The 21,377-nt window shown below is 55.2% G+C and carries 20 protein-coding genes; 12 read left to right on the top strand and 8 right to left on the bottom strand.

Going from position 1 to position 21,377, the window contains the following annotated elements; all coding sequences use genetic code 11:
* Together FHS27_RS04760 and FHS27_RS31355 are read right to left on the bottom strand one after the other, a co-directional pair.
* Nucleotides 1-306: helix-turn-helix domain-containing protein (locus FHS27_RS04760; protein WP_184302312.1), on the bottom strand; the 306-nt coding region annotated here is incomplete at its 3' end.
* A 149-nt stretch (nt 307-455) separates the two neighbouring features.
* Complete coding sequence (locus FHS27_RS31355) at nt 456-590, bottom strand: hypothetical protein (RefSeq protein ID WP_261363908.1); 135 nt, start codon at nt 588-590, stop codon at nt 456-458.
* 246 nt (nt 591-836) lie between these two features.
* Here FHS27_RS31355 and FHS27_RS04755 point away from each other — a divergent pair, with 246 nt between their 5' ends.
* The 7 genes from FHS27_RS04755 to FHS27_RS04725 all read left to right on the top strand — a co-directional run bounded on the left by FHS27_RS04755 (nt 837) and on the right by FHS27_RS04725 (nt 9,987).
* Nucleotides 837-2,297 (top strand): sulfatase family protein, encoded by a 1,461-nt coding sequence (locus tag FHS27_RS04755; protein ID WP_184302310.1) that lies wholly within the window; start codon nt 837-839, stop codon nt 2,295-2,297.
* Nucleotides 2,298-2,701: 404 nt separating this feature from the next.
* Nucleotides 2,702-3,322: a hypothetical protein gene (locus tag FHS27_RS04750; RefSeq protein WP_221224862.1), complete on the top strand. Its 621-nt coding sequence runs from the start codon at nt 2,702-2,704 to the stop codon at nt 3,320-3,322.
* Nucleotides 3,322-4,800, top strand: coding sequence for a sodium:solute symporter family transporter (locus FHS27_RS04745; RefSeq protein ID WP_184302308.1), 1,479 nt, complete (start codon nt 3,322-3,324; stop codon nt 4,798-4,800). The genes FHS27_RS04750 and FHS27_RS04745 overlap by 1 nt, the downstream gene beginning before the upstream one ends.
* 136 nt (nt 4,801-4,936) lie before the next feature.
* Nucleotides 4,937-6,022, top strand: a complete 1,086-nt coding sequence (locus tag FHS27_RS04740) for an aspartate/ornithine carbamoyltransferase family protein (protein ID WP_184302306.1) — start codon at nt 4,937-4,939, stop codon at nt 6,020-6,022.
* A gap of 60 nt (nt 6,023-6,082) precedes the next feature.
* Complete coding sequence (gene asnB / locus FHS27_RS04735) at nt 6,083-8,002, top strand: asparagine synthase (glutamine-hydrolyzing) (protein WP_184302304.1); 1,920 nt, start codon at nt 6,083-6,085, stop codon at nt 8,000-8,002.
* 2 nt (nt 8,003-8,004) lie between these two features.
* A complete protein-coding gene (locus FHS27_RS04730; RefSeq protein ID WP_184302302.1) occupies nt 8,005-9,243 on the top strand; it encodes a Zn-dependent hydrolase in 1,239 nt (412 codons plus the stop codon).
* Between the two features lie 3 nt (nt 9,244-9,246).
* On the top strand, nt 9,247-9,987 hold the full coding sequence (locus FHS27_RS04725) for a cysteine hydrolase family protein (protein ID WP_184302299.1): 741 nt from the start codon (nt 9,247-9,249) through the stop codon (nt 9,985-9,987).
* Between the two features lie 244 nt (nt 9,988-10,231).
* Here FHS27_RS04725 and FHS27_RS04720 read toward each other — a convergent pair whose 3' ends face one another.
* From FHS27_RS04720 to FHS27_RS04695, 6 genes are all read right to left on the bottom strand, one after another.
* Entirely contained in the window at nt 10,232-10,651 is a 420-nt protein-coding gene (locus FHS27_RS04720; RefSeq protein WP_184302297.1) for a DoxX family protein, read from the bottom strand.
* A gap of 208 nt (nt 10,652-10,859) precedes the next feature.
* Nucleotides 10,860-11,240, bottom strand: a complete 381-nt coding sequence (locus FHS27_RS04715) for a VOC family protein (protein ID WP_184302295.1) — start codon at nt 11,238-11,240, stop codon at nt 10,860-10,862.
* Between the two features lie 76 nt (nt 11,241-11,316).
* Nucleotides 11,317-11,790 carry a DUF1579 domain-containing protein gene (locus FHS27_RS04710; RefSeq protein ID WP_184302293.1) on the bottom strand — a complete coding sequence of 158 codons (474 nt, stop codon included), beginning with the start codon at nt 11,788-11,790 and terminating at the stop codon, nt 11,317-11,319.
* Between the two features lie 413 nt (nt 11,791-12,203).
* Nucleotides 12,204-13,976: an arsenical pump-driving ATPase gene (gene arsA / locus FHS27_RS04705; protein ID WP_184302291.1), complete on the bottom strand. Its 1,773-nt coding sequence runs from the start codon at nt 13,974-13,976 to the stop codon at nt 12,204-12,206.
* A 58-nt stretch (nt 13,977-14,034) separates the two neighbouring features.
* The gene (arsD, locus tag FHS27_RS04700) at nt 14,035-14,424 is read right to left on the bottom strand and encodes an arsenite efflux transporter metallochaperone ArsD (RefSeq protein WP_184302287.1); all 390 of its coding nucleotides are present in this window, start codon (nt 14,422-14,424) and stop codon (nt 14,035-14,037) included.
* 83 nt (nt 14,425-14,507) lie between these two features.
* Nucleotides 14,508-14,837, bottom strand: coding sequence for an ArsR/SmtB family transcription factor (locus tag FHS27_RS04695; protein WP_184302285.1), 330 nt, complete (start codon nt 14,835-14,837; stop codon nt 14,508-14,510).
* A gap of 271 nt (nt 14,838-15,108) precedes the next feature.
* On the opposite strand from FHS27_RS04695, the gene FHS27_RS31515 reads away from it, so the two are divergent.
* The 5 genes from FHS27_RS31515 (at nt 15,109) to FHS27_RS04670 (ending at nt 21,150) form a co-directional block, all read left to right on the top strand.
* Nucleotides 15,109-16,719 carry an ATP-binding response regulator gene (locus FHS27_RS31515; protein ID WP_184302281.1) on the top strand — a complete coding sequence of 537 codons (1,611 nt, stop codon included), beginning with the start codon at nt 15,109-15,111 and terminating at the stop codon, nt 16,717-16,719.
* Complete coding sequence (locus tag FHS27_RS04685; protein ID WP_184302278.1) at nt 16,712-17,581, top strand: response regulator; 870 nt, start codon at nt 16,712-16,714, stop codon at nt 17,579-17,581. Before FHS27_RS31515 ends, FHS27_RS04685 begins: the two co-directional genes overlap by 8 nt.
* Nucleotides 17,582-17,671: 90 nt before the next feature.
* Nucleotides 17,672-18,157, top strand: coding sequence for a response regulator (locus FHS27_RS04680; protein ID WP_184302275.1), 486 nt, complete (start codon nt 17,672-17,674; stop codon nt 18,155-18,157).
* A 546-nt stretch (nt 18,158-18,703) separates the two neighbouring features.
* A complete protein-coding gene (locus FHS27_RS04675) occupies nt 18,704-20,143 on the top strand; it encodes a PQQ-binding-like beta-propeller repeat protein (protein WP_184302272.1) in 1,440 nt (479 codons plus the stop codon).
* The gene (locus tag FHS27_RS04670) at nt 20,140-21,150 is read left to right on the top strand and encodes a hypothetical protein (RefSeq protein ID WP_184302269.1); all 1,011 of its coding nucleotides are present in this window, start codon (nt 20,140-20,142) and stop codon (nt 21,148-21,150) included. Before FHS27_RS04675 ends, FHS27_RS04670 begins: the two co-directional genes overlap by 4 nt.
* The last annotated feature ends 227 nt before the right edge of the window (nt 21,151-21,377 follow it).

The raw sequence follows: 21,377 nt of genomic DNA, 5'->3' as shown, positions 1-21,377 counted from the left end.
TCGGAGAAGATCCTCGAGGATCCGCTGCTCCTGTTCGACGAGTTTTCGCGGCCCGCCCGGTCTGTCGTCATCGAAAAGGGCATCGACTCCTCCCTCGTTAAAACGCGAGATCCAGCTTGCCGCGGTGTCGCGATCAACACCGAAGATGTCCACCAGTTGACTGACTTTGTAGCCGGCGTCACTGAGGATGATCGCGTGTCCTCGCATTCGCGTGTAATGATTGGGATGTTGTTTCCAAAGTTCGATAAGACGATCTCGCTGTTGTTCACTGTTGATTTCCGCAAACAGAACTGCAGGCCGTGCCATGATACTCCTCCCGTTGAAGTTAGGAGGAAATGACGCTGTGGCGTCCGCCTGACCTTCAGGCGAAATGCTAGCAAAACCACGAGAGATTCCCATCGAATCAATGGTGCAATTCGCTTGCCAATTAAACACAATCAATCCTGTTCATGTGCTTAACCGTTCACTTGCTCGCGGTTGCCTTGCATTCCCTTTTCCATAAACGCGATGAGTGTTTTCGCGAAACAATTTTTTCGCCACTGCATCACGGTTGCGTTGGTGCTGGTCTGGGGGAACTCGTCTTTTCGCACGCGATGGTTCCATCCTCGTGCCAATAAGTGAGAAGATCGAAAGCAGGTGGCCGAAAGCAGTAGCCATTAGGAGGATAGGTTGAACGGAGGTTGACCAAACGCACTTCCTTAATGTGATTTCACTAAGATAATCCGTGAGACTGACGCACGATCGGCACATGTTTTAGAGAGTCGTGACTTCCCACGCACAGACGCTCGCGCCGAACAAAGTCGCGCGACAGTATTTCCCACCCATTGAAAGTTGCAATGAAATTCCAAGCCTTGCTCGTGTACTTGTTATTAGGCGTCGGCGCTGCGGTCGCTCAGGCTGATGATCGTCCAAATATCGTGGTCTTATATACGGACGATCATGGGTATGCCGATCTGGGATGCCAGGGCGTGTTGGACGACGTTAAGACGCCGCATGTGGATGCTCTTGCACGCAGCGGCGTTCTTGCTCGCAACGGTTACAGTACTGCTCCGCAGTGCGTTCCGTCGCGGGCTGGATTGTTGATCGGTAAGTTTCAGTCGCGGTTCGGTGTGGAAGCGAACGGTCAGTCGTTAGACGGTTTCAATCGTGAAACCACGATTGCCCAACGGTTGCAAGACGCGGGATACGTGACCGCTCAATTTGGGAAATGGCATCTCGGGCCGGGGCCTCGAATTATCGAGCATGGTTTTACTCATGCGTTTAATCAAAACTCGCAGCGGCCGTTCTCCTCGAATATCACACTCGAGGGGAAGGACCGCCAAATGTCGCAGTTTCCGCCAAAGCTTTATCATGTCGACGCGTGTAGCAAAGCGGCGTCGTCGCTGATCGAACGTTACAAAGATGAAGCGTTCTTTCTCTACGTGGCCTACCGGGCTCCCCATGTTCCGTTGGACGCGCCGCAAAAGTATCTCGATCGGTTTCCCGGCGACATGCCCGAGCGACGCCGGCAGGCGCTAGCGATGTTATCAGCGGTGGATGACGGTGTTGGGTTGATCACGGAGACGCTCGCGAAACACAATCTCACTGAAAAGACACTTGTCTTTTACATCGGTGACAATGGCGCGCCTTTGAAAATTCACAAACTCGATGCACCCGGTGGTGGGCCAGGTTGGGACGGTTCACTCAACGATCCGCTCAATGGCGAGAAAGGAATGCTCGCCGAAGGAGGGATGCATGTCCCCTTTGTCGTTTCATGGCCTGGGACGATTCCTGCAGGCAACGTCTACGACCATCCCGTCAGCGCTCTGGATGTTGCGGCAACGGCGGTGTCGGTGGCCGGATTGAAAGCGAACCCGGGTGACCTCGACGGGGTTGACCTGGTGCCGTATCTGTCTGGGAAATTAAGCGGTGCACCGCACGAATTTTTGGCGTGGCGATGGATCGCCCAATCGGCAATTCGAGAAGGAGACTGGAAGTTACTGCGAGGTGGCGATCGCGAGTATCTGTACCATCTCGGACGCGATATCGAAGAGAAGAACAACGTCTTAACGCAGAATCCCGAGGTCGCCGATCGGCTTCGCAAAAAATTGACTCAGTGGGCCAGTGAGTTGTCGCCACCGGGGCTGGCCATTGGTCCCATGTCCAACGCGGCAACAGGCTACTTCGACTTTTACCTCGACGGGAAAGACCCTGGTACGGCGGCAACGCCGCGAACGGACCGGGCGGGGCCAGCGCAGGAAACACGTGGGACCGCTAAAAAACGCAGGGCGGCAAAACGTCGTGAATCGGCACAGTGAAGTCCTCATTGCATCATGCCAGTTGACTTGAGGTGATGGTAAACATGGTGCGCAATTACACATGTGACGAAAAGACAGCGTGCAGTGCCCACGCGTTGGTCGTTTCGGACGGGCATATTGTCGTTTCGAGCCGGTGATCCGAGGCGTTTGCGTGTGTTATCGCCGGACCGCGAGAGGACACCGGTTTCGACTCAACGTGAGAACTGTTATTCTCGAAGAGGTTAACGGAATCGCTGTCGTGATTTGTTTCCGCGAATGGGTCTCGTTTCGTTTCAATTTGCTTTTCAAGTTTATCTAGTCGCAAGGAGACCACAATTTTTCTCGCCGGCCGAAAAAGGCGAACAGGCCCTTGCGAGTAAAATTTCGATATCGTTCGGATGCGTTTGCTTATCCCTCGTCTAACGATGGTGCTTCTTTGTCAGGCAGTGGCTTTCTCCAGCCACCATGCGTCTGGTTCCGCTCAAGGTCCGTCGGACGCCACGCCAATATCTGAACCCGTTGCGGCAGAATTGATCGCGACAGAACTGACCGCGGCAAAACCGGCCCCGACCGAGGCCGGTCCCGCCGAACGCGAAGCTGCGACCGAAACCGAGGCATCGGTTGAATCGAACCCGGGGAATGAAACCGGGCCGACTGTCGCGGAGATCGAGTTTGTTCAGACGCGTTTTGATCGCGTCCGCGAAGGTTATCAGTCGCTGCAATGGAATGAGATTGCGGGCGCCACGCGTTACCTGATTCTCGATTCCGAAGGCAATTCGTATTACGAAGGTGCCTTGCCGGAAGCGTTTATTTCGGGGCTGTCTGATGGCGAGCACTCTTTTATGGCCCAGGCGTTCTCCGCCGATAATCGTTTGGTCGGCGCCAGTGTTCAGTCAGCGGTTATGTTGGTCGATCACTGGCCGATGTCTCAGGCGTGGGCCTCGTTCGGGGTTGGGTTAATTGTTTTTCTTGCGATGATCGGTTTGATTGCGGCCGGCGCGTTGAGGGCATCCAAATTGACTGACGAGGCGAGGGCGGTTTCGTGATGCAGGATCTCTTTGCGATTCCGGTCGTGGCGACTGCGGTGCTGTCCCCGACGGCCGGCTATGTGATGTTGGCGTGTTTCAGCGTGCTGTGGATTTCATTGGGCATTTGGTGGGGGCGTCGGGCGACGTCGTATGATGGTTTCGCGGTTGCAGGCCGCAATGTCGGTTTGGCGTTGGGGACCGCGACGGCCGTTGCGACGTGGATCACGTCAAACACCACGATGCTGGCGCCCCAGTTTGCGTTGCAGTTGGGCGTGTGGGGGGCGGTCGCGTATTCGACAGCGAGTTTTGGGTTGTTCGCGTTCGCTCCCATGAGCGGTCGGATTCGGCAATTGATGCCAAAGGGGTACACCGCGGTTGAGTTTGTGCGACGACGTTATGGGAGTTTGGGATCGGTGCCGTTCCTGCTGATCTCGATCTTCTACGCGATCACGTGGCTCATTTCGATGTCGATGGCCGGCGGGAAATTGCTGGAAGTCCTTTCAGGGATTCCGTATCCGGTCGGCATGTCGGTGGTCGTCGCGGTGTGTGTGACGTACACGCTGTTCGGCGGAATGTACGCGGTGATCGGAACCGACTTTATCCAGAGTTTAATCATCTTAGTCGGATTGATCGTGGTCGCCGTCGCTGTTTTGACGCGGATTGATATCGCCGATGTGCACTCGAAATTGGAAACCAATCGACCGATGCTGTTGTCGGTGTTTTTTCCGGCGGCGTTGATGGCGTTGTTTAATAACATGCTGTTCGGTTTTGGAGAAATCTTCCACAGCAACGTTTGGTGGAGCCGTGCGTTCGCGATGCGAGAAGGTGTGGGGCCGAAGGCATACGCACTCGGCGGAGTGCTGTGGTTGCCGGTTCCGATCGTGGCTGGGTTCTTGGGGTTGGCGGCTCCGGCGCTGGGAATTGGTATCAGCCAACCGGACACGGTGGGGCCCTTGGTGGCGGCGACGTTGTTGGGCACCGGCGGCGCGTTGTTGGTGTTCGTCGTCGTGTTTTGTTCACTGGCGTCGAGCATTGATAGCCTATTAGCGGCGACGGCGGACCTTATCGTTAATGACATTGTTGAACCGATCGCGAAGTCGACACAGACCGGTTTAAAACCTGATGGCGGCGTGATGTCTGATTCGGCGAAGCGACGGGCATCAACGATTGCGATCATCTTTTTGGGAGCACTTTCCTGGGCGGTGGCGTATCCCAACGTGGGGACACTCGCGACGGTGCTGTTTTTCGCCGGTCCGATGGTGGGCAGTTGCATTTGGCCGATTGTCGGCGGACTGTATTTCAAACGTCCGAGCCCGCTCGCCGCGGGTGCCGCGATGGTGATCGGGACCGCGACGGGATTGTGGGCGTACTTTGCCATTGGATGGTTTGTCGCGTCATTGGTCGGGGCGGCCGTTTCCGGTGTCGTCTTCGGCTTGGCGACTTGGTTCGCGCCTGACGATTTCGATTTTTCGACTCTCGCTGACGAGGCAACGTGAGCAAGATGTTTCCACTTTGGTTTTTACAACTGTTAGTGATTGGTGCGTTGGCGCTGACGTGCGTTGGCGTGGTGGCACTGGTCGCGTTCCTGGTTATCGACTCTCGAGACCGACAAATCTGGTGAGTAGAACGGATATGAACACAAGCAATCACGATGCCTCGCCGTTAACCTCGGCAGCAACGAATTCGAAAGGTCGTCGGCTCTGTCCGATCGCGCTGTTGGATTATTGCGATGGCCAGATTGACCGGGAGGCGTTGCAAACGTTGGCAGGGCAATCCATTTTGCATCCGCGTCAATTCAATCGTCGGACCGTGGTTGCGATCGCGCAATTGGCAGCCCTGTTGGAATCTCGCAACGTCGAGATGGACAAACCGCTCGATGGGAAGATCGCGATCACTGCGTTCTTTGAGGCCAGCACGCGGACGCGGTTGTCGTTCGAGAGTGCAGTGTTGCGGTTGGACGGCAAGGTATTGTCGGTACCTGATGGCCAGGTAACGGGAATTGCGAAAGGCGAATCGCTCGCGGATATCGGCGAGATGTTTAACACGTATGGTGACGTTGTCATTATGCGGCACCCCGATACGAATTGCCTTGACGAGATCGGAAAGAACTTGCAACGTCCGCTGATCAATGCGGGCAACGGTTCGGGGCATCATCCGACGCAGGCATTGATTGATTGGTACGCGTTGTTGAAATGGCGTCCCGAATTGTGTCGCGCGGATTGCCCGCCGGAGAAACGCGTTCACCTGGGCATCATCGGCACACCCGGTTCGATGCGGGCGGTGAAGAGTTTTGTTCGTTTGGCGTTAATGTTTTCCGGTGCGGTCAAGAAGATCACGTTGATTTCGGAACTCGCCGATCCGGTCGGTTTGGATTTAACCGAGCCGATCGAGGAGTCGCCGATTGAGATCGAGATCATCAATGATGTCCAAGAGGTGTTGCCGGAGTTGGATGTCGTTTATGTCAACTCGATCGCGTTTCTGGGTGACAGTTATCGAAAACTGGATGCTCGATATAAGTTGGACGCCAGCAGTGATCTGAAATCGGGGGCTGTGATTCTGCATCCGTTGGCTCGCAACGACGAGGTGAGCGAAAATCTCGATGAGACGGAACACAATTTGTACTTCGCTCAGGCCGCGGGGGCTGTGTTCGTGAGGCAGTCTCTGTTGACCTCCGTGCTCGACCGGCTCGACCGAATTTCAGGATTGGGCGGCAGCTGATCTTCTTCGTCGCCGTGGTTTCGGGCTTTCTATTTCAAACTCAGAACTCTTGCATCCTTTATGTGTGGTATTACCGGTTTTTGGAATCCGTCGCGGACCAATGAACGCGACTTGCGATTCGCCCTCGATCCGATGCTCGATGTGCTCGATCATCGTGGTCCCGACGAACGTGGCAGCCGTTTGTTTCGTGAACACGGGGTCGCGTTAGGGCATACCCGGTTGTCAATTATCGGGCTCGACTGCGGGCATCAACCGATCGAAACCGATGACGGGGACTACGCCGTGACGGTTAACGGCGAGCTGTACGGATACAAACGCGTGCGCACGCAACTCGCGTGCGAGCAGTACACGTGCAATGGCAAGAGTGACAGTGCGATCACGTTGCCTCTGTATTTGAAGCACGGCTTGTCGTTCGTCGAGCAGCTCCGGGGCGAGTTTGCCATTGTGCTGTTCGATCAGCGAGAGAAGCGGTTGATCTTGATCCGTGATCGTTTCGGGGTGAAGCCTCTCTACTATCACGTCAGCGATTCGGGTTTGGTGTGGGGATCGGAGGTGAAGTCGATTCTGAAGCATCCTGATGTCACACCGCGACTTTGCCCCAAAGCGGCCGTGCATCAGATGATGCAGGTGATGGTGCCCGGTTCGACTTCGTTTGAAGGAGTCGATGCACTCAAGCCGGGACACATGTTGGTCGCGAGCCTGCGTGGCGACCGTTTGGAAGTCGAAACGAAACGTTGGTGGGATTTTGAGTTTCCGGAATCACACGAGTCGGGCGTCGATCCCGGCGAGTACGTGCAGGGCGTTCAGGATCGCTTGATCGATGCCGTCGCGACGCGTTTGGAAGCGGACGTTCCGGTGGGATGTTACTTGTCCGGCGGTATCGACAGTTGTTCGATCTTGGGGCTGGCGACGAACTTGCAGCAGTCGCCGATCAAGGCGTTCACGATTGCTTTCGATAGCGATGAGTACGACGAATCGAACATTGCACGCCGGATGGCGGAAAGCACGGGGGCAGAGCAAGAATTATTGAGGTTGACCGAAAAGGAACTGTACGGCCCGGCGTTCGAGAGGGCGACGTGGCACGCCGAGAGGACGTTTTACAACACGCTCGCCGTTGCCAAATGGCATATGAGTCGGCGCGTTCGGGCATGCAATTACAAGGCGGTGATTACGGGCGAAGGTTCCGACGAATTGTTCGGTGGCTATCCGTTTTTCAAGCGTGACTGGTTGGGCCGCGATAACGAGGCAGGCATTTTTGCTGGTGCGATTTTGGCGGAAGAGGACCAAACCCATCACGCGTGGCAGGACCTGTGCGGTTTTACTCCGTCGTGGATTCAGCCATGGATGATGGTGCTCGAGCGAGTCAAACCGTTGCTGAATTCCTCGATTCAGGACATGCTGACCACGTACGACCCGGTTGCCGAGGTGGCGGGGGCGATCGACCCGAGCATGGTTCGCGGAAGACATCGACTTGATATCTCGCAGTACACGTGGAGCAAGACGATGCTCGAAGGGCAAATCCTCACTTGGGGCGGTGATCGAATGGACATGGCCAATTCGATGGAAGCCCGGCCCGCGTTCTTGGATCATCATGTTGCCGAATACGCGACGACAATTCCTCCGGACGTGCGGATCCGCGACGGTGTCGAGAAGTGGGTGCTCCGTGAAGCGATGGTGAATGTGCTGCCACGCGAACTCTATGAACGAAAGAAATTCGCTTTCATGGCTCCGCCGGCCCACACCGATCCGGTCAAACGAGCGGCCGTACAGGAGATGATCGATCACTGGCTGACTCCGGAACGCGTGGCGCAGGTCGGTTTGTTTGACCACGCCCGTCTCTCGAAGTTTTTAACCGATGCGTGGAACGAAACCGATGGCACGATCGCACGTCGCAACGACATCGTCATGAACCACGCGTTGCAGCTTCATATGCTGCATGGACAATACGTCGAAGGGCTTCCGCTGCCGGCGGTTGATTGAACATGCCTCCACTTCCTGTCAATTTGCAAAGGATCAAATCGGATATTCTCGCACTCGCGGAGATCGGACGTGATCCCGTTGACCATGGGATCTATCGGATGGCGTTCACGGATGCCGACATGGAGGGTAAGCGTTGGCTGACTGATCAGATCGAAGCGGCGGGATTGACGCACTCCACCGATGGGGCGGCCAATATTTCGACGAAGATCGAAGGCGTCAGCGATGCCCCCGAGATATTGGTCGGCTCGCATATTGATACCGTCCCCTGCGCTGGTGCGCTGGATGGAACGCTCGGCGTGATCGTTGGGTTGGAGTGTCTACGCTGCATCCGAGAAGCCGGACTGTCGCTCGAACGGTCCATCGAATTAGTGGCGTTTAGTGATGAGGAGGGGCGATTCGGCGGGATGTTCGGTTCGCAGTCGGTGTGCGGCGAAGTGAATCCTGAAAAACTGGCTACGATGACGGACATGAATGGCGTCCGTCTCGAAGATGAGCTGCGACGCCATGGGCTCGATCCGATGGGCGCGTTGGATGCGGCTCGCAATCCGGAATCGATCGAAGGGTATTTGGAGCTGCACATCGAACAGGGACCGGTCCTCGACCGGATCGGCAAACCGGTCGGGATCGTCGACGAGATCACGGGGCTATTCACATGGTCGGTACGCTTCAAGGGTGAGGCCAATCATGCCGGGACGACGCCCATGGACATGCGAAACGACGCCTTCATGGGACTCGCCGATTTTGCCCACGAGATTCCTCGGATTCTGGACGAAAATGGCAGCGACCGGAGTCGTGCGACGATCGGGAAAGCTCAAATCTTGCCCGGGGCAACGAATACGGTTCCGGGGCTGGTGGAATTTTCGTTGGATGTGCGAGATACTTCGGAGAACGTTCTCGACGAGTTGTCGACCGCGTTTCGCAAAGCGTTGTCGGCGATCGCTCGTCGTCGACACCTGATGTTTGAGTTTCAGCAGAAAAGCTACATTGCTCCGGTGCAGTGCAGTGGCAAGATGATCGAGGTTCTTACCCGGCAAAGTCGTTTGCTCGGATTGGATTCGAACACCATGCCCAGTGGTGCTGCCCATGACGCCCAAATCATGGGGCGGATGGTCCCCGTCGGAATGATTTTTGTTCCCAGCAAAGGTGGGCAAAGTCACTCTCCATCGGAATGGACCGCGTGGAAGGACATCGAAGCGGGCGCGAACTTGATGCTAAATACTTTAATCCAATTGGCCAACTGATTTATGACCTACCGCGACGAAGGCTCCAATTCTCACGTCGATCCGCTACGCGACGCCTACCATGAATCGTTCATCGACAACCCCAAACACTTGGAGTTTTTGGCTGAACGGAACACGGCGTTGCTGTGCATCGATCTGCAATATCTCGACGCGGCACCGGGGTGCGGCGTGTTTGCCGATGCCGACGCCAGTGGAGTGGCGCCGGAGGCACAGGAGTACTATTTCGAGCGTTTGGAAAAATGCGTGCTGCCCGGTGTTCGGAAATTGCAAGACGCGTTTCGCCAACACGGTCTCGAAGTCATTCATACCCGAATTCAGTCACTGACGCAGAACGGTCGCGATCGAGGAAAGGGACACAAACGGTTGCAATTGTTGGCACCACCGGGATCACGCGAAGCGGACTTCCTGGAACAGGTCGCACCCGATCCCGCGTATGACGAGATCGTCATCAATAAAACCGCGAGTGGCGTTTTTTCATCGACCAACATTCACTACGTGTTGAAAAACTTGGGTATCGAATCGTTGTTCGTTGTCGGTGTCTACACAAATGAATGTGTTGAAACGACGATCCGAGATGCTTGCGATCTTGGGTATCTCGTCACCATGGTTGAGGACTGCTGTGCGACGGTGACTCCCGAGCTGCACGATGCGTCTCTGGCGACTCTACGAGATCGTTACGCACGCGTTCTCACGTTGAAAGAAACGCTGGGTGATGTCGATCAAAAAGTCCCGATGCTCGACTGATTGATGTCAACGCGTCGCCTCAGCGATGATGCGACGCATCAGCGTGACGGGGCTGCGTGACGTGTAAGCGAGAAAGACGACGACGGCATGAGGGATGCTCGTCAGCCGCCCGTGCAGCACTCCTGTCGTGATGGGATACTGGGCAGCTAATGCATTTTGGTTTTTGTTGTCGCGACATTGCCAGACGTTGGATCACGTTCTGGCGAACGTAACCACTTATGCCGAACTCATTTGCTGAGGAGCTCTAGCTTTGCGTCGGCGGATGGGGTGGTTCGCCCGTTGTGGACGATTCTACAGTGGGAGCTTTGAAGGCGATGTTGAAAACACGTGGGTCTCGCAGTCCCAACGCGACCCATGCAATGACGGCAAAGATGATCGGTGCGATGAATGGATCGCCGACGCGGACATGCGATGCGGTCGCTCCACCGAGGTAGGCTGATAGGAGGATCGCGGCGATGAACCCGGTTCGCGGGATGAGAAAGAGCACCGCGACGGCAACTTCAACGATCCCCACTTTGAACATCACTTCAGAGGTCCATCCCAAGTGGCCGAACATTTCGGCCTTTCCTTCCCATTGAGTGAATTTGCCGCTCGCACTGGCCAAGCAGAGAAAAGCACTGAGCAGGCCACTAAGAATCCATCCTGCGAGTTTGGAGCGAGACATTTTCATCATTTGCGAATTGGAAGAGGAGTGAAAAGCGTGAGCCACCGATCCTTCGGGGCGATCGAATCGGCGAATGGGGCACGGCGTTCGTCTTATCGTAGCCATTCAGGAAGTGCCTCGTAATCAGGATCTCGCCTGGCTTCCCATTTGGCGACACCGTAGTAGCCAACTGACTTGATCGACGTCGTTTGAACTGGCCTATTGGAATCTACTTTTGCGAGTGCAGACCGAAAACGTTGCCTTCAGTATCGACACCCAGCGAGATAAACCCGTACTGCCCGATCGGTGATTTGGGCATTTGGATCTTGCCTCCCGCGTCGGTAATTCGCGACGACTCGACGCCGCAGTCTTCACAACGGAAATAGACGATGGTGCCAGCCCCAGTGCCGCATTTCATCCCTTCCATTTTGCATAACGCGCCCGATGCACCGGGGGATTCCATCGAGGCGGGAAAGGCCATCATTTTCAGATGCTCGACGGGTGCGGGCAGTTCTTCGAGTTTGATATCAAGAACCGTTTCGTAGAAGGTGGTCGCGCGAGCTAAATCGTCGACATAGATTTCAAACCATACGATCGGGTTGCTGTTCATAAGTGTCTCTGTAAATGTCTGTTGAGTTGGAGTGAATGAGGAAATGATGGGTAGAGGGTGGCGTGTCGTTGGAATGTCAAATGCGTGTGTGCTTGCCGTGCATGAATTTGACCCACGCACCGTCGTCGTCCTGCATCTCGCTGATCATCAGCCATTCGTTGGCGTCGACAATTTCGATGGTGTCACGGTACAGGCACGTGCCTGCGCCACCGAATTTGGGGCCCTTGGAATCAAGCGGTAATCGTTTACCGGATTCGTCAACGGTTCCGCGGTAGTGCCAGATGTTGGCCATCATGGAACCGACAAATGTGCCGACGTATCGATTTTTTGTCGGATCAAAACCGAGGGTCATGATCGAGGACCATTTGTCTTCATCGCTGGTGCCACCGCTGCTCTCGCAGATCAGCCACAAACCTCCCATTGTCCGGCACGTCATTTTTCCTGACGATTGGCTGGATTCATTATCCGGCCCCATGCATTGGTGATCGAATGACCAGTCTCCGATCATTTGTTCGAGCCATTGGTGTTCGGCTTGCGATTTGGAAAACATCTTCAATCCTTTCGCTTCAAATAATCGCGGCGAAGTTGCGAGAGTACCCGATCATTGGCCTGAGAATCGGCCGTTTCAAAAGTAATCGAACGGTAGCGAATGGAATCGACAAGTCGCCAAAAAGTTTTTTTGGACGATTGTGTAGGCATCCTTAACCAATCGCTGCCGCTGGATTTTGAAATTCGATTTGGTTTGTGAGAAGCTCGTGCTGCCCGGTGTTGGGCATGGCTTCTAAGCAGTCAAACCACCGAATTTGTTTCGTCGGGGTGACGCGGCGAAAGCGGGCGTGCAAGTCACGCATAGCAAACAGCGCGTCGTCTGCGGCGCATTGGTCAAGGATGCGGGATCGCATTGAAAAAGAAGGTATGCCGGAACTCTTGACGAGTTCCGGCTACGTGGCGATTGCTGAATGATTAGACGGTTGAATTGTCGAGCTGGTTGAGGTTTCTCAAGCCGTCGATCCCCGTTGGTGGCTCGGGTTGCCATGGGACTAAGGCGAACCGTTTAGCGAGTTCCGATTGGACTTCGTCGATGAACGGCAATTCGTACCGTTGACGGTGACGCAACGTGGGGTCGGTGACGTCGAGCGGCAATAGACTTTGGTTGACAACCCAGGCGAACGGTTCGATCTCTGCACGTCGCAGGTCGTCCTGTAGCTTTGCCGCCTCATGGACCGGGGTGGCTTCGGGCAATGTCACCACCAAGACGCGTGTGAAATTAGGGTCTCGCAAACGGGGCAGAAGGTTTTCCACGGACTCAGTGATCTGGTTCGCTTGCCGGGAGACTTCACGGTGGTAGGCGAGTGCCGAATCGAGCAGCAAAATCGTGTGGCCGGTGGGCGCGGTGTCGAGTACGACGAAACGGTTTGAGCCTTCCGAGACGGCTCTGGCGAAGGCACGGAACACCGCGATTTCTTCGGTACACGGCGATCGCAGGTCTTCCTCGAGTAATGCTCGTCCCTCTTCATCGAGGTTCTCACCGGCTGTTGCAATAACCTCGGCGCGGTAGTCCTCGGTTTCCTTCGCTGGATCGATACGGCCGACGGTCAGACCGGGGAGTCGGTCGGCTGCTATGGTCGCCGCCACGTGGGCTGCCGGGTCAGTCGTCGACAGGTGCACGTCAAAACCACGGTCGGCCAATGCGACCGCGACGGCGGAAGCGACGGTCGTTTTCCCGACCCCACCTTTACCCATTGCAAGAATCACGCCATGACCGCCGCCAGACAACTCATCCACCAAACACCCCAGGCCTTCGGTAGAAATGTCGTGGTCGATGAAATCAATGGGAGTTTGTTCATCGGCATTCGTGGTTACGCCAACGCGACGCAGCGATTCGATCCCCATCAGTCCGCGAGCCGACAACGGGATCATGGTGCGCGGGAGCGTTCCGATCGAGGCCGGAATATTTTCTATGGCTTGGTCACCGCGTTGCTGCATCGCGGTGGCGATCGGATCGGTTTCCGTTTGGCTGCGAAAGACACCGTTGACGATCAGGTGCTGATTGCCGACACCGATCGATTTCAACTCATCGCTGGTGCGGTCGGCTTCTTGAAAAGCAGACGGTTCGGGGCGAGTGACCAAAATCAATGTTGTGGTCGTCGCGTCGCAAAGCGCGTTGACGGTTTGTTTGTAAACTTCCTGTTGAGCCTTCAACCCAGCGAGTGGACCGAGACACGAGGTGCCGGACGTGTTGTTTTCTATGAATCCGGTCCACGCCGAAGGCAGCGTTAGCAATCGCAACGTGTGACCTGTCGGCGCGGTGTCGAAGATGACGTGATCGAAGTTGCTCGTCGCTTCTTTATCACCGAGCAACCTCGCGAATTCATCGAACGCTGCAATTTCGAGAGTGCATGAACCCGAGAACTGTTCCTCCATGCTCGCGACGGCGGCGTCGGGAAGCACACCGCGATAAGGGCCAACCATACGTTCCCGGTACTCGCGCGCAGCGGTCTCGGGGTCGATGTTCATCGCAAACAGATTTGGGACCGACTCGACCGCAGTCGGTGAGCTGGCGAGGTGCGTCCCCAGGACTTCGTCGAGGTTGGACGCCGGGTCAGTCGAGACCAACAGCACGCGAAGACCTCGATCGGCTAATTGCACCGCGGTCGCACATGCCATGGAAGTTTTGCCGACGCCACCCTTGCCAGTGAAGAAGAGATTGCGAGTCGGTTGGTTAAGGAACTTCATCTGAAAGGTCTCGATTTTGAGGGGGGAAGTACGCGTCGAAGTCGAGCGTCGTTGACGCTTAACAGCATCCGCTGCTGCCACCGCAACAACCGCCCGTGTCGGCGGTGGGCAGTCCGGCGGTCGGCAAGGACGCCTTCGGTTTCAAACTGGTGCCGGTCCACAGGGCGAGATTTTCGCGAGAGGGATATTCGTTGCGGCTGACGACGTTGTCATCGACGATCACCAACGGCAGGCACTCGATGCCTTCGTCGGCCAGCAACTTTTTGACGCGGTCGTGTTTTGCGAACTCAGCCGCATCTTGGGCCAAGTTGAAACGCTGAACCGAATGTCCTTGTGCTTTCAACCAGTCCAGGTCGGCGGCAAAACGGGGCAGCACCGGATCGATTTGCGGTCCGCAAACACCGGTCGAACAGCACATCGCACGGTCATAGATTTGCACATTACTCATTCGTTTATCCATTAAGGGAATTCGTCTTACTGAACAGTATCGTTTATCGGCGATCGGCGATTGGTGGCGTTAAAAAAAAGCACTCAAAGTCCGTTCACGAAGGATTTGAGTTTTTCGAGTTGTTTCGGGTTGATGCAGTAACAGACTTTTGGCCCGTCGACTTCGCCTTGGATCAGACCTGACTCTTTGAGGATTTTCAGGTGTTGGGAAACGGTGGATTGAGCCAGAGGCAGGCAATTGACGATCTCGCCACACACGCAGGCTTCTCGGCCTATCAACAGTCGGACGATTTGCACCCGTGCGGGATGGGCAATCGCCCACGCAAGTTTGGCGAATTCTTCGGCCGTCGGGTCAGCGGTGAGCTTCGCCGGTTCGCTGGAGCACGTTTTCTTGGTACTGGATCGTTTTGCCATGAGTTTCCTTTATCGTTAATTTACGATAGGCGAGCGGGAGGCTGGAGTCAAGTGCATCTTCGAGGTTACATCTGTCGTGCCGATGCGGAGGATTGACGCGGTTTTCGTGCGGCATTTGAGCGGTATTGGGCGATCAAACTGCATTCGGCGCTGTAAAGTGATCGTTTTTGTGGGGATGTCTTTTGTACGACGTAAGGTTCGGTGTCAAAGGCACGTAAGGGGCAAAACTTGCGGTAGCTGACTCGACATAACCAACCACGTGGGGCACACCGTGAACGGCCAGCAAACACTCTCTGTACTCATTCTCGAAGACGACTCGACGGACGCGGCGATCGTGACACGACTGCTCGCTCGCAGTTGTGGAGAATACCGCATCCACACCGTGCGTTCGCTTGCTGAGGCCAAGCAAACCATTGGCGACTGTCACTATGACGTCGTCATTTCGGATCTCAACCTGCCCGATTCGGTCGGACTGGAGACCGTTCACTGCGTGCGTCAGGTCATCCCGACGGCGGCCATCATCGTTTTGTCGGGATCATCCGACGAGAGCAATTACGTCAGTGCGTTGCGTGCCGGGGCCGACGGATTTATCTGCAAACATGATGTGGACCAAAGGTTGTTGCACCGTTGCATTGAGCAGAGTTTGCACCGGATCCAACAGCAACTCAAGATTCTCGAACTCGTCCGCGAAGTCGACAAGCAGCAGTCCGAGTTGGCGCGGCACGCCAAGGAGCTCGAAAACAAGAATGCGAGCCTTCGTCGACTGTGTGAATCATCTCAGTCCTTCGTCAATCATGTTTCGCACGAGTTCCGTACGCCACTGTGTGTGGTCAAGCAATACGCAAATCTGATGGCTGATGGTTCTGCGGGTGCGGTGACGGAGCAGCAGGAGTATTTTCTTCGCGTCATCGAGGATCGGATTGACGGGCTCAATAACATTGTCGATGACATGCTCGACGTGAGCCGTCACGAGACGGGGCTTCTCGGCGCGAGTCGAAAGTGTTGCGTGATCGCGGACGTGTTCGATCGAGAAGTACCTTTGCTCCGGCAACGTGCCAATCTCCGCAAAATTGAAATCGTTTGTGACGACTACCATGGTTTGCCTGAGATCTTTTGCGATCAAGAGAAGCTCGGTCGAAGCCTAACGAATTTGGTCACTAACGCGATTAAGTTTTCGAAAGCGGGGTCGCAGATCGTTGTTTCGGTGGCTTGTTGTTTGATCGAACAAGAACTCCGTGTCTCGGTCAGAGACTTCGGCGAGGGAATCGATCCGGAGGAGTGTGAGAAGATTTTCAATCGTTTTCGTCAGGCGACCACCTCGATACAGTCGGGCGAGAAAGGTTTTGGATTGGGGTTGAGCATCACTCGAGAACTGGTGGAGTTGAATCTCGGTGATCTTTCGCTCGCCAGTGTTGTGGGTGAGGGCAGTACGTTTAGCTTCAGCGTGCCCCTCAATGACATCCGATCGCTCGTGACTCGTTACCTCGATCGGCTGCTGCGTCTGCAAACGTCTTACGACAAAGTCGTCACGGTGTTTGAAATCACGGCATCCAATGCACTGACCCCGCAATCACTGAGTGACTCGCAAGCATTATTGAACTTTGTCTTGCACGCTCGTGATTTGCTCGTGCCCGTCGATTCCGGACGTTGGATCCTGGTATTGAACACACACGCAGAGGGCGCTCGCGAATTTTGCACGCGTCTGACAAAGCAGACCGAAGAAACGAACCGAAATCGTCCGGTCGGAAAATTGCCCGGTTTTCAACTCGAAAATCGCGGCACCTATGACGTCGATGTGTTGCGTGAGGACGTGCAGTTGTGCATGCCAAGCTCATGTGACGTTTCCCCCCGCAACCCCTCAGAGGATCTGATCAATGTTTAATTCAAAGGGACGCGTCTTGGTCGTTGAAGATGACGAGGCGATCCGTCTCGGGCTTCAAATCCGATTGCAATCACATGGAATGTTGGTATTCACGGCGACTAACGGTCGTGAGGCTTTGTCCATGGTTTCATCGGTCCTTCCCGATGTCATTTTGATGGATATTCGTATGCCGTTGATGGATGGGTTGACCGCGCTTCGTGAATTGAAATTGAATCATGAGACGCAATCGATTCCGGTGATCATGTTGTCGGCCAGCCCTGGGGATCAAAATCTGGCACTGGACAGTGGTGCGGCGAGATTCATTCGAAAACCTTTCGTCAACGCCGAACTACTCGAAACGATCGACCTGTGTTTGCAGCAAGATTACCCTGTCACGGATGATTGCTCGAACATCCCATGCATCACGGAACTGCGTACGGATTCCGCCGAGACGCTCGTCGTTTCGCATTCCGAGCTCAATCCGGTCAAGTCCATGAAGATTTTGTTGATCGAAGATGACATCGCATTTGCGGATGTTGTCGATGTGAAATTGAAAGCGTGTGGTCATGAAGTGGTGGTCGCTCACAATTGGCTTTCGGTCATGCGTAAGTTGAAATCATTCCAGCCTGACCTCGTGCTTGCCGATATCGAGACACCGACCGGAAACGGATTGACCGCGTTTGAGTTTCTCAATTCGGATGAGTCCGTTCGTGCGATTCCGAAGGCGTTTGTCACCGGTCGAACGGATGACGAAACTCGCCGTCGATGTGAAATGATGGGCGCGAAGCACATCAGTAAATCGAATCGTGTGATGGAAGACATCACGGATCTAGTTAACGCCCATTGCGGCGGTTCTAACCTAAATCAAGTTGCCCCTGTTTGACCCACGTCGTTGGGTCAGGCCGCGTTGGAAATCTCTTTCGATGCGGTAAATCGTTTTTATCGTTCCATCCTCTGACTAGGGCGTCTTCCCATGTTTTCACATTTTCTCCACGATTCACACGACATCATTAGCTTGAACGATGATGCCGATTCCGCTGGCTGCGGTCTTGCCGACCCTGCCGAAAAGACCGAGGCCTCGGGCACGCGAAACGAAAGGCCGTTCGTTCTATGTATTGATGACGATGAGGACTTCTCGCACGGAGTAAAGCTCTGTCTGCAATCCCGTGGTTACGAGGTGGTGCGGGTTTCCAAGGGGATCGATGGCTATCGCCTCGCGTTTGAATTGGCGCCGATCGTCATTCTTCTCGATCTGCACATGCCGGGAGACAGCGGTGAAGAGATTCTCTCGCAATTGCGTTTTCATCCCGCGACGTCTCACATTCCGGTGATGATTGTCACGGGCATTCGTGATTCCAACCTGCGTGATCGGATGATCGCCAGCGGTGCGACGGAAGTTCTTCAAAAGCCACTGAACTACGATCAGCTCGCGAAGGAAGTCGCCAAGTTCTCGCCTTAGTTCTAGAGGTTCGGCGGGGCGGTTACTCAGTCGACCGTTCCGCTAGGTACGGTGGCTTTCGGACGTGAACGCTCCGACGCGATCAACCCGAACGTGAGCTGCGATAAGTGATCGAATCGCTGGCGAGTTCACGAACGGGTTATCAGCTTGGTGTGTTATGGATTCTCTTCAGTGAGCAAGTCAGTTGACGTGCATTGCCAGCGTTTCTCGAACCGCACTTGTATCTTGACTTGATAAGCGTCCTTGTTCATTGCCCAGACGCAGTCTATTTCAATAATTGATTCGCGACTTAGATTCGCGACTTAGAGCAATAGTGGATCCGGGTTTGGGAAGTTCCATCGATGAAGGTTGTTTTTGGGGTGGGCTTCCGTGCGGTGGATCGTCGCGACGTTTTTAGGAAATGCCGTGATTTACGTTGTTTTCGCTTTTGACGGTTCGGGGGAGTTTGTTTCGTCTGTGGTGAAGACGAGGTGAGGTGGCGCATAATCGAGTACTTCGAGGAAGGTGGTTCTCACTTTCCGCACTTGGAGAATTCGGTGATCTACGATGTTACCTTCATCGATCGATAGGACGCTTTCCGCAGCGGTCTTTGTCCTGGCGGTTTTTTTGTTGTTGAGTTTGTTTTTTACTCGCTCAACGCTGCCGATCGAAATGCGTCTGCCTGGAATGGATGGCACGCCTCAAGTGTTGGTGACCGCGAATCGGTTGCCTTATGAAGCGACGGTTGCCGGTGAACCGGTACGGGGCATGGGCGTGGCATCACAGATCCGAGGATCGTGGCCGGGTTTCCGTGGCCCGAATCGGGATGGTGTTTCGCCGAGTTCGACACCGTTGGCACGGCAGTGGCCTGAAAGCGGACCGCCCCGACAATGGGAAGTTGCGTTGTGCGAAGGGTACGCGAGTCCGGCGGTACGTGACGGACGTGTTTACGTGCTGGACTACGACGAAGAGGCCGGAGCAGACGTGCTGCGTTGTCTTTCTCTCGATGACGGACGCGAAATTTGGAGCAACGGATATCCCGTCGCGGTGACTCGCAATCACGGGATCACGCGGACTGTTCCAGTGTTATTTGAAGATTGCGTCATCACGATCGGACCGCAATGTCACGTCGCGTGTTGGGATGCGACGACGGGAGTGAACCGATGGTTGTTGGATTTGCGTGTCGAGTATCAAACCACGGTTCCGCGTTGGTATGCCGGGCAGTGTCCTTTGGTCGATCAGGGACGTTTGATCATCGCGCCCGGTGATGCATCGTTGATGGTCGCAATCGAACCGAAATCCGGTGAGGTCGTCTGGCGGACGGAGAATCCACGGGGTTGGGAGATGACGCACGGCAGCATCGCGGTGATGCAGCACGCGGGGAAACGCATGTACGTGTATTGCGGTAGCGGTGGCGTCGTCGGTGTGGATGCCGACGACGGTAGCGTGTTGTGGGACACGACGCAGTGGCCGGTCCAGTTCGCACATGCCCCCACTCCGGTTCCGCTACCCAATGGAAAAATTTGGGTGTGCAGTGGATATGGAAATGATACGGGAGCGTTGATGCTTCGTGTTGACGATAGCGCGACGCAGGTCAGCATCGAGAAGAAATACACTCCCAAAGAGTTCAATTCGGAACAGCAAACTCCGATCCTCTACGACGGGCATCTGTTCGGTATTCGAAAACGTGGTGGCGGTCCGATGGTTTGTATGGATCTCGATGGCAACGAGATTTGGAACAGCGGTCGAGATCGATTCGGTCATGGTCCGTATCTGATCTCGGACGGGTTGTTGTTCATGATGAGTAACTTTGGTGAGTTGACGATCGCGGATGCGGACGCATCGGGGTACCACCGTCGAGCGAGTCATCTGGTGTTCGAGGACGGGCACGATGCGTGGGGGCCGATGGCGATCGTGGACGGCTATCTATTGCTGCGAGACATGACCCGGTTGGTTTGTTTGAATGTTTCCGCGAATGCGTTTGTTGAGAGTGGGGGCTCGCTATGAATCGTCACCAAGGTTCGGTTTGGGCTCCGCTGTGGATCATGCTGACGGTGTTCGTTCTCGGCGGTGTGTCCGTCGTTGTGATGCGGATGGAGTCGTTGACGAGTTCGGGGAAACGTTTTGCGTTGGACGTGTCTCGGCAGACCGAAGTCGCTGAGTCGTTGCTGCAATACACCGAGGTGACACCGATTGGATTGCCAACGATGGAGGCGCATGCGTTGGCCGTCTCGCCGGATGGAACGTTGATTGTATGTGGCGAGCGAAAAGTTTGGGTGCTCGATACGAACGGAAATGTTTTGAAGACGATCACTCCGCAGGAAAAGCCACGCTGTGTCGCGGTGGCAGGAAGCGATCATCCACACGCGGGGCGTTTCTATGTCGGCTGCATGACATCGATTGAAGTGTTTTCGGCCGACGGTGAATCGATTGGGAGTTGGGCGGTCGATGCGAAGTATCCGTTGCTGACCGCGATTTCGTTGACTCGTGAAAATGTGTATGTCGCAGACGCGGGTAATCAAACCGTGATGGTGTTTGATCTCGATGGGGTTCGGATGGGTGAGATGGGCGGCGGTTATGTCGTACCGAGTGGCTATTTCGATTTAGCGGCGGAGGATAATGGGCTGGTGCACGTGGTCAATCCGGGCGCTCGACGGGTGGAAACGTATACCGCCGGTGGCGCGCGTGAATCGGTGTGGGGTCAGGCCGGATCGGCGATGAACAATTTCTTCGGGTGCTGCAATCCGGTTCATATTGCGATGTTGCCGGGAGGCCGATTTGTGACGTCGGAAAAGGGCATCCCGCGAATCAAAGTCTACGATGATTCGGGGAAACTGCAGAGTGTCGTTGCCGGTTCGGAGCAACTGTTGCGGCGCGAGAGTCGGGGAGACGAAGCCGTCATGAGCGGTGACGTTTTCGATATCGCGGTGGACGGTGAGGGCAGAGTGTTGGTGCTCGATCCGACCGCAGATCAGATCCGCGTTTTCATCCACACCCGCGAGAAAGGTGATTGAACAATGCGTATGAACCGAAGGCAGTGGATCGCCGCGAGTGCACGATGGTCGTTGGCATCGGTAATCGGTGTTGTCGGTTGGGTGCTGACTCGTCGGCGGTTGCAAGCCGGATGTTCTCATACGCTCAGTGCATGCCGCGATTGTGTTCAGGTGAGTCGCTGTGTTTTGCCCGCGGCGACGTTGGAGCGGGCGAAGTTGGCAAGAAAAGCCAATGAGCAGTCGGCAAG

This window comes from Aporhodopirellula rubra (assembly GCF_014192335.1).
Classification (GTDB): Bacteria; Planctomycetota; Planctomycetia; order Pirellulales; family Pirellulaceae; genus Rhodopirellula; species Rhodopirellula rubra.
Note: the sequence above shows the minus strand (reverse complement) of the source record. Positions and strands in the feature narration are given on the sequence as shown.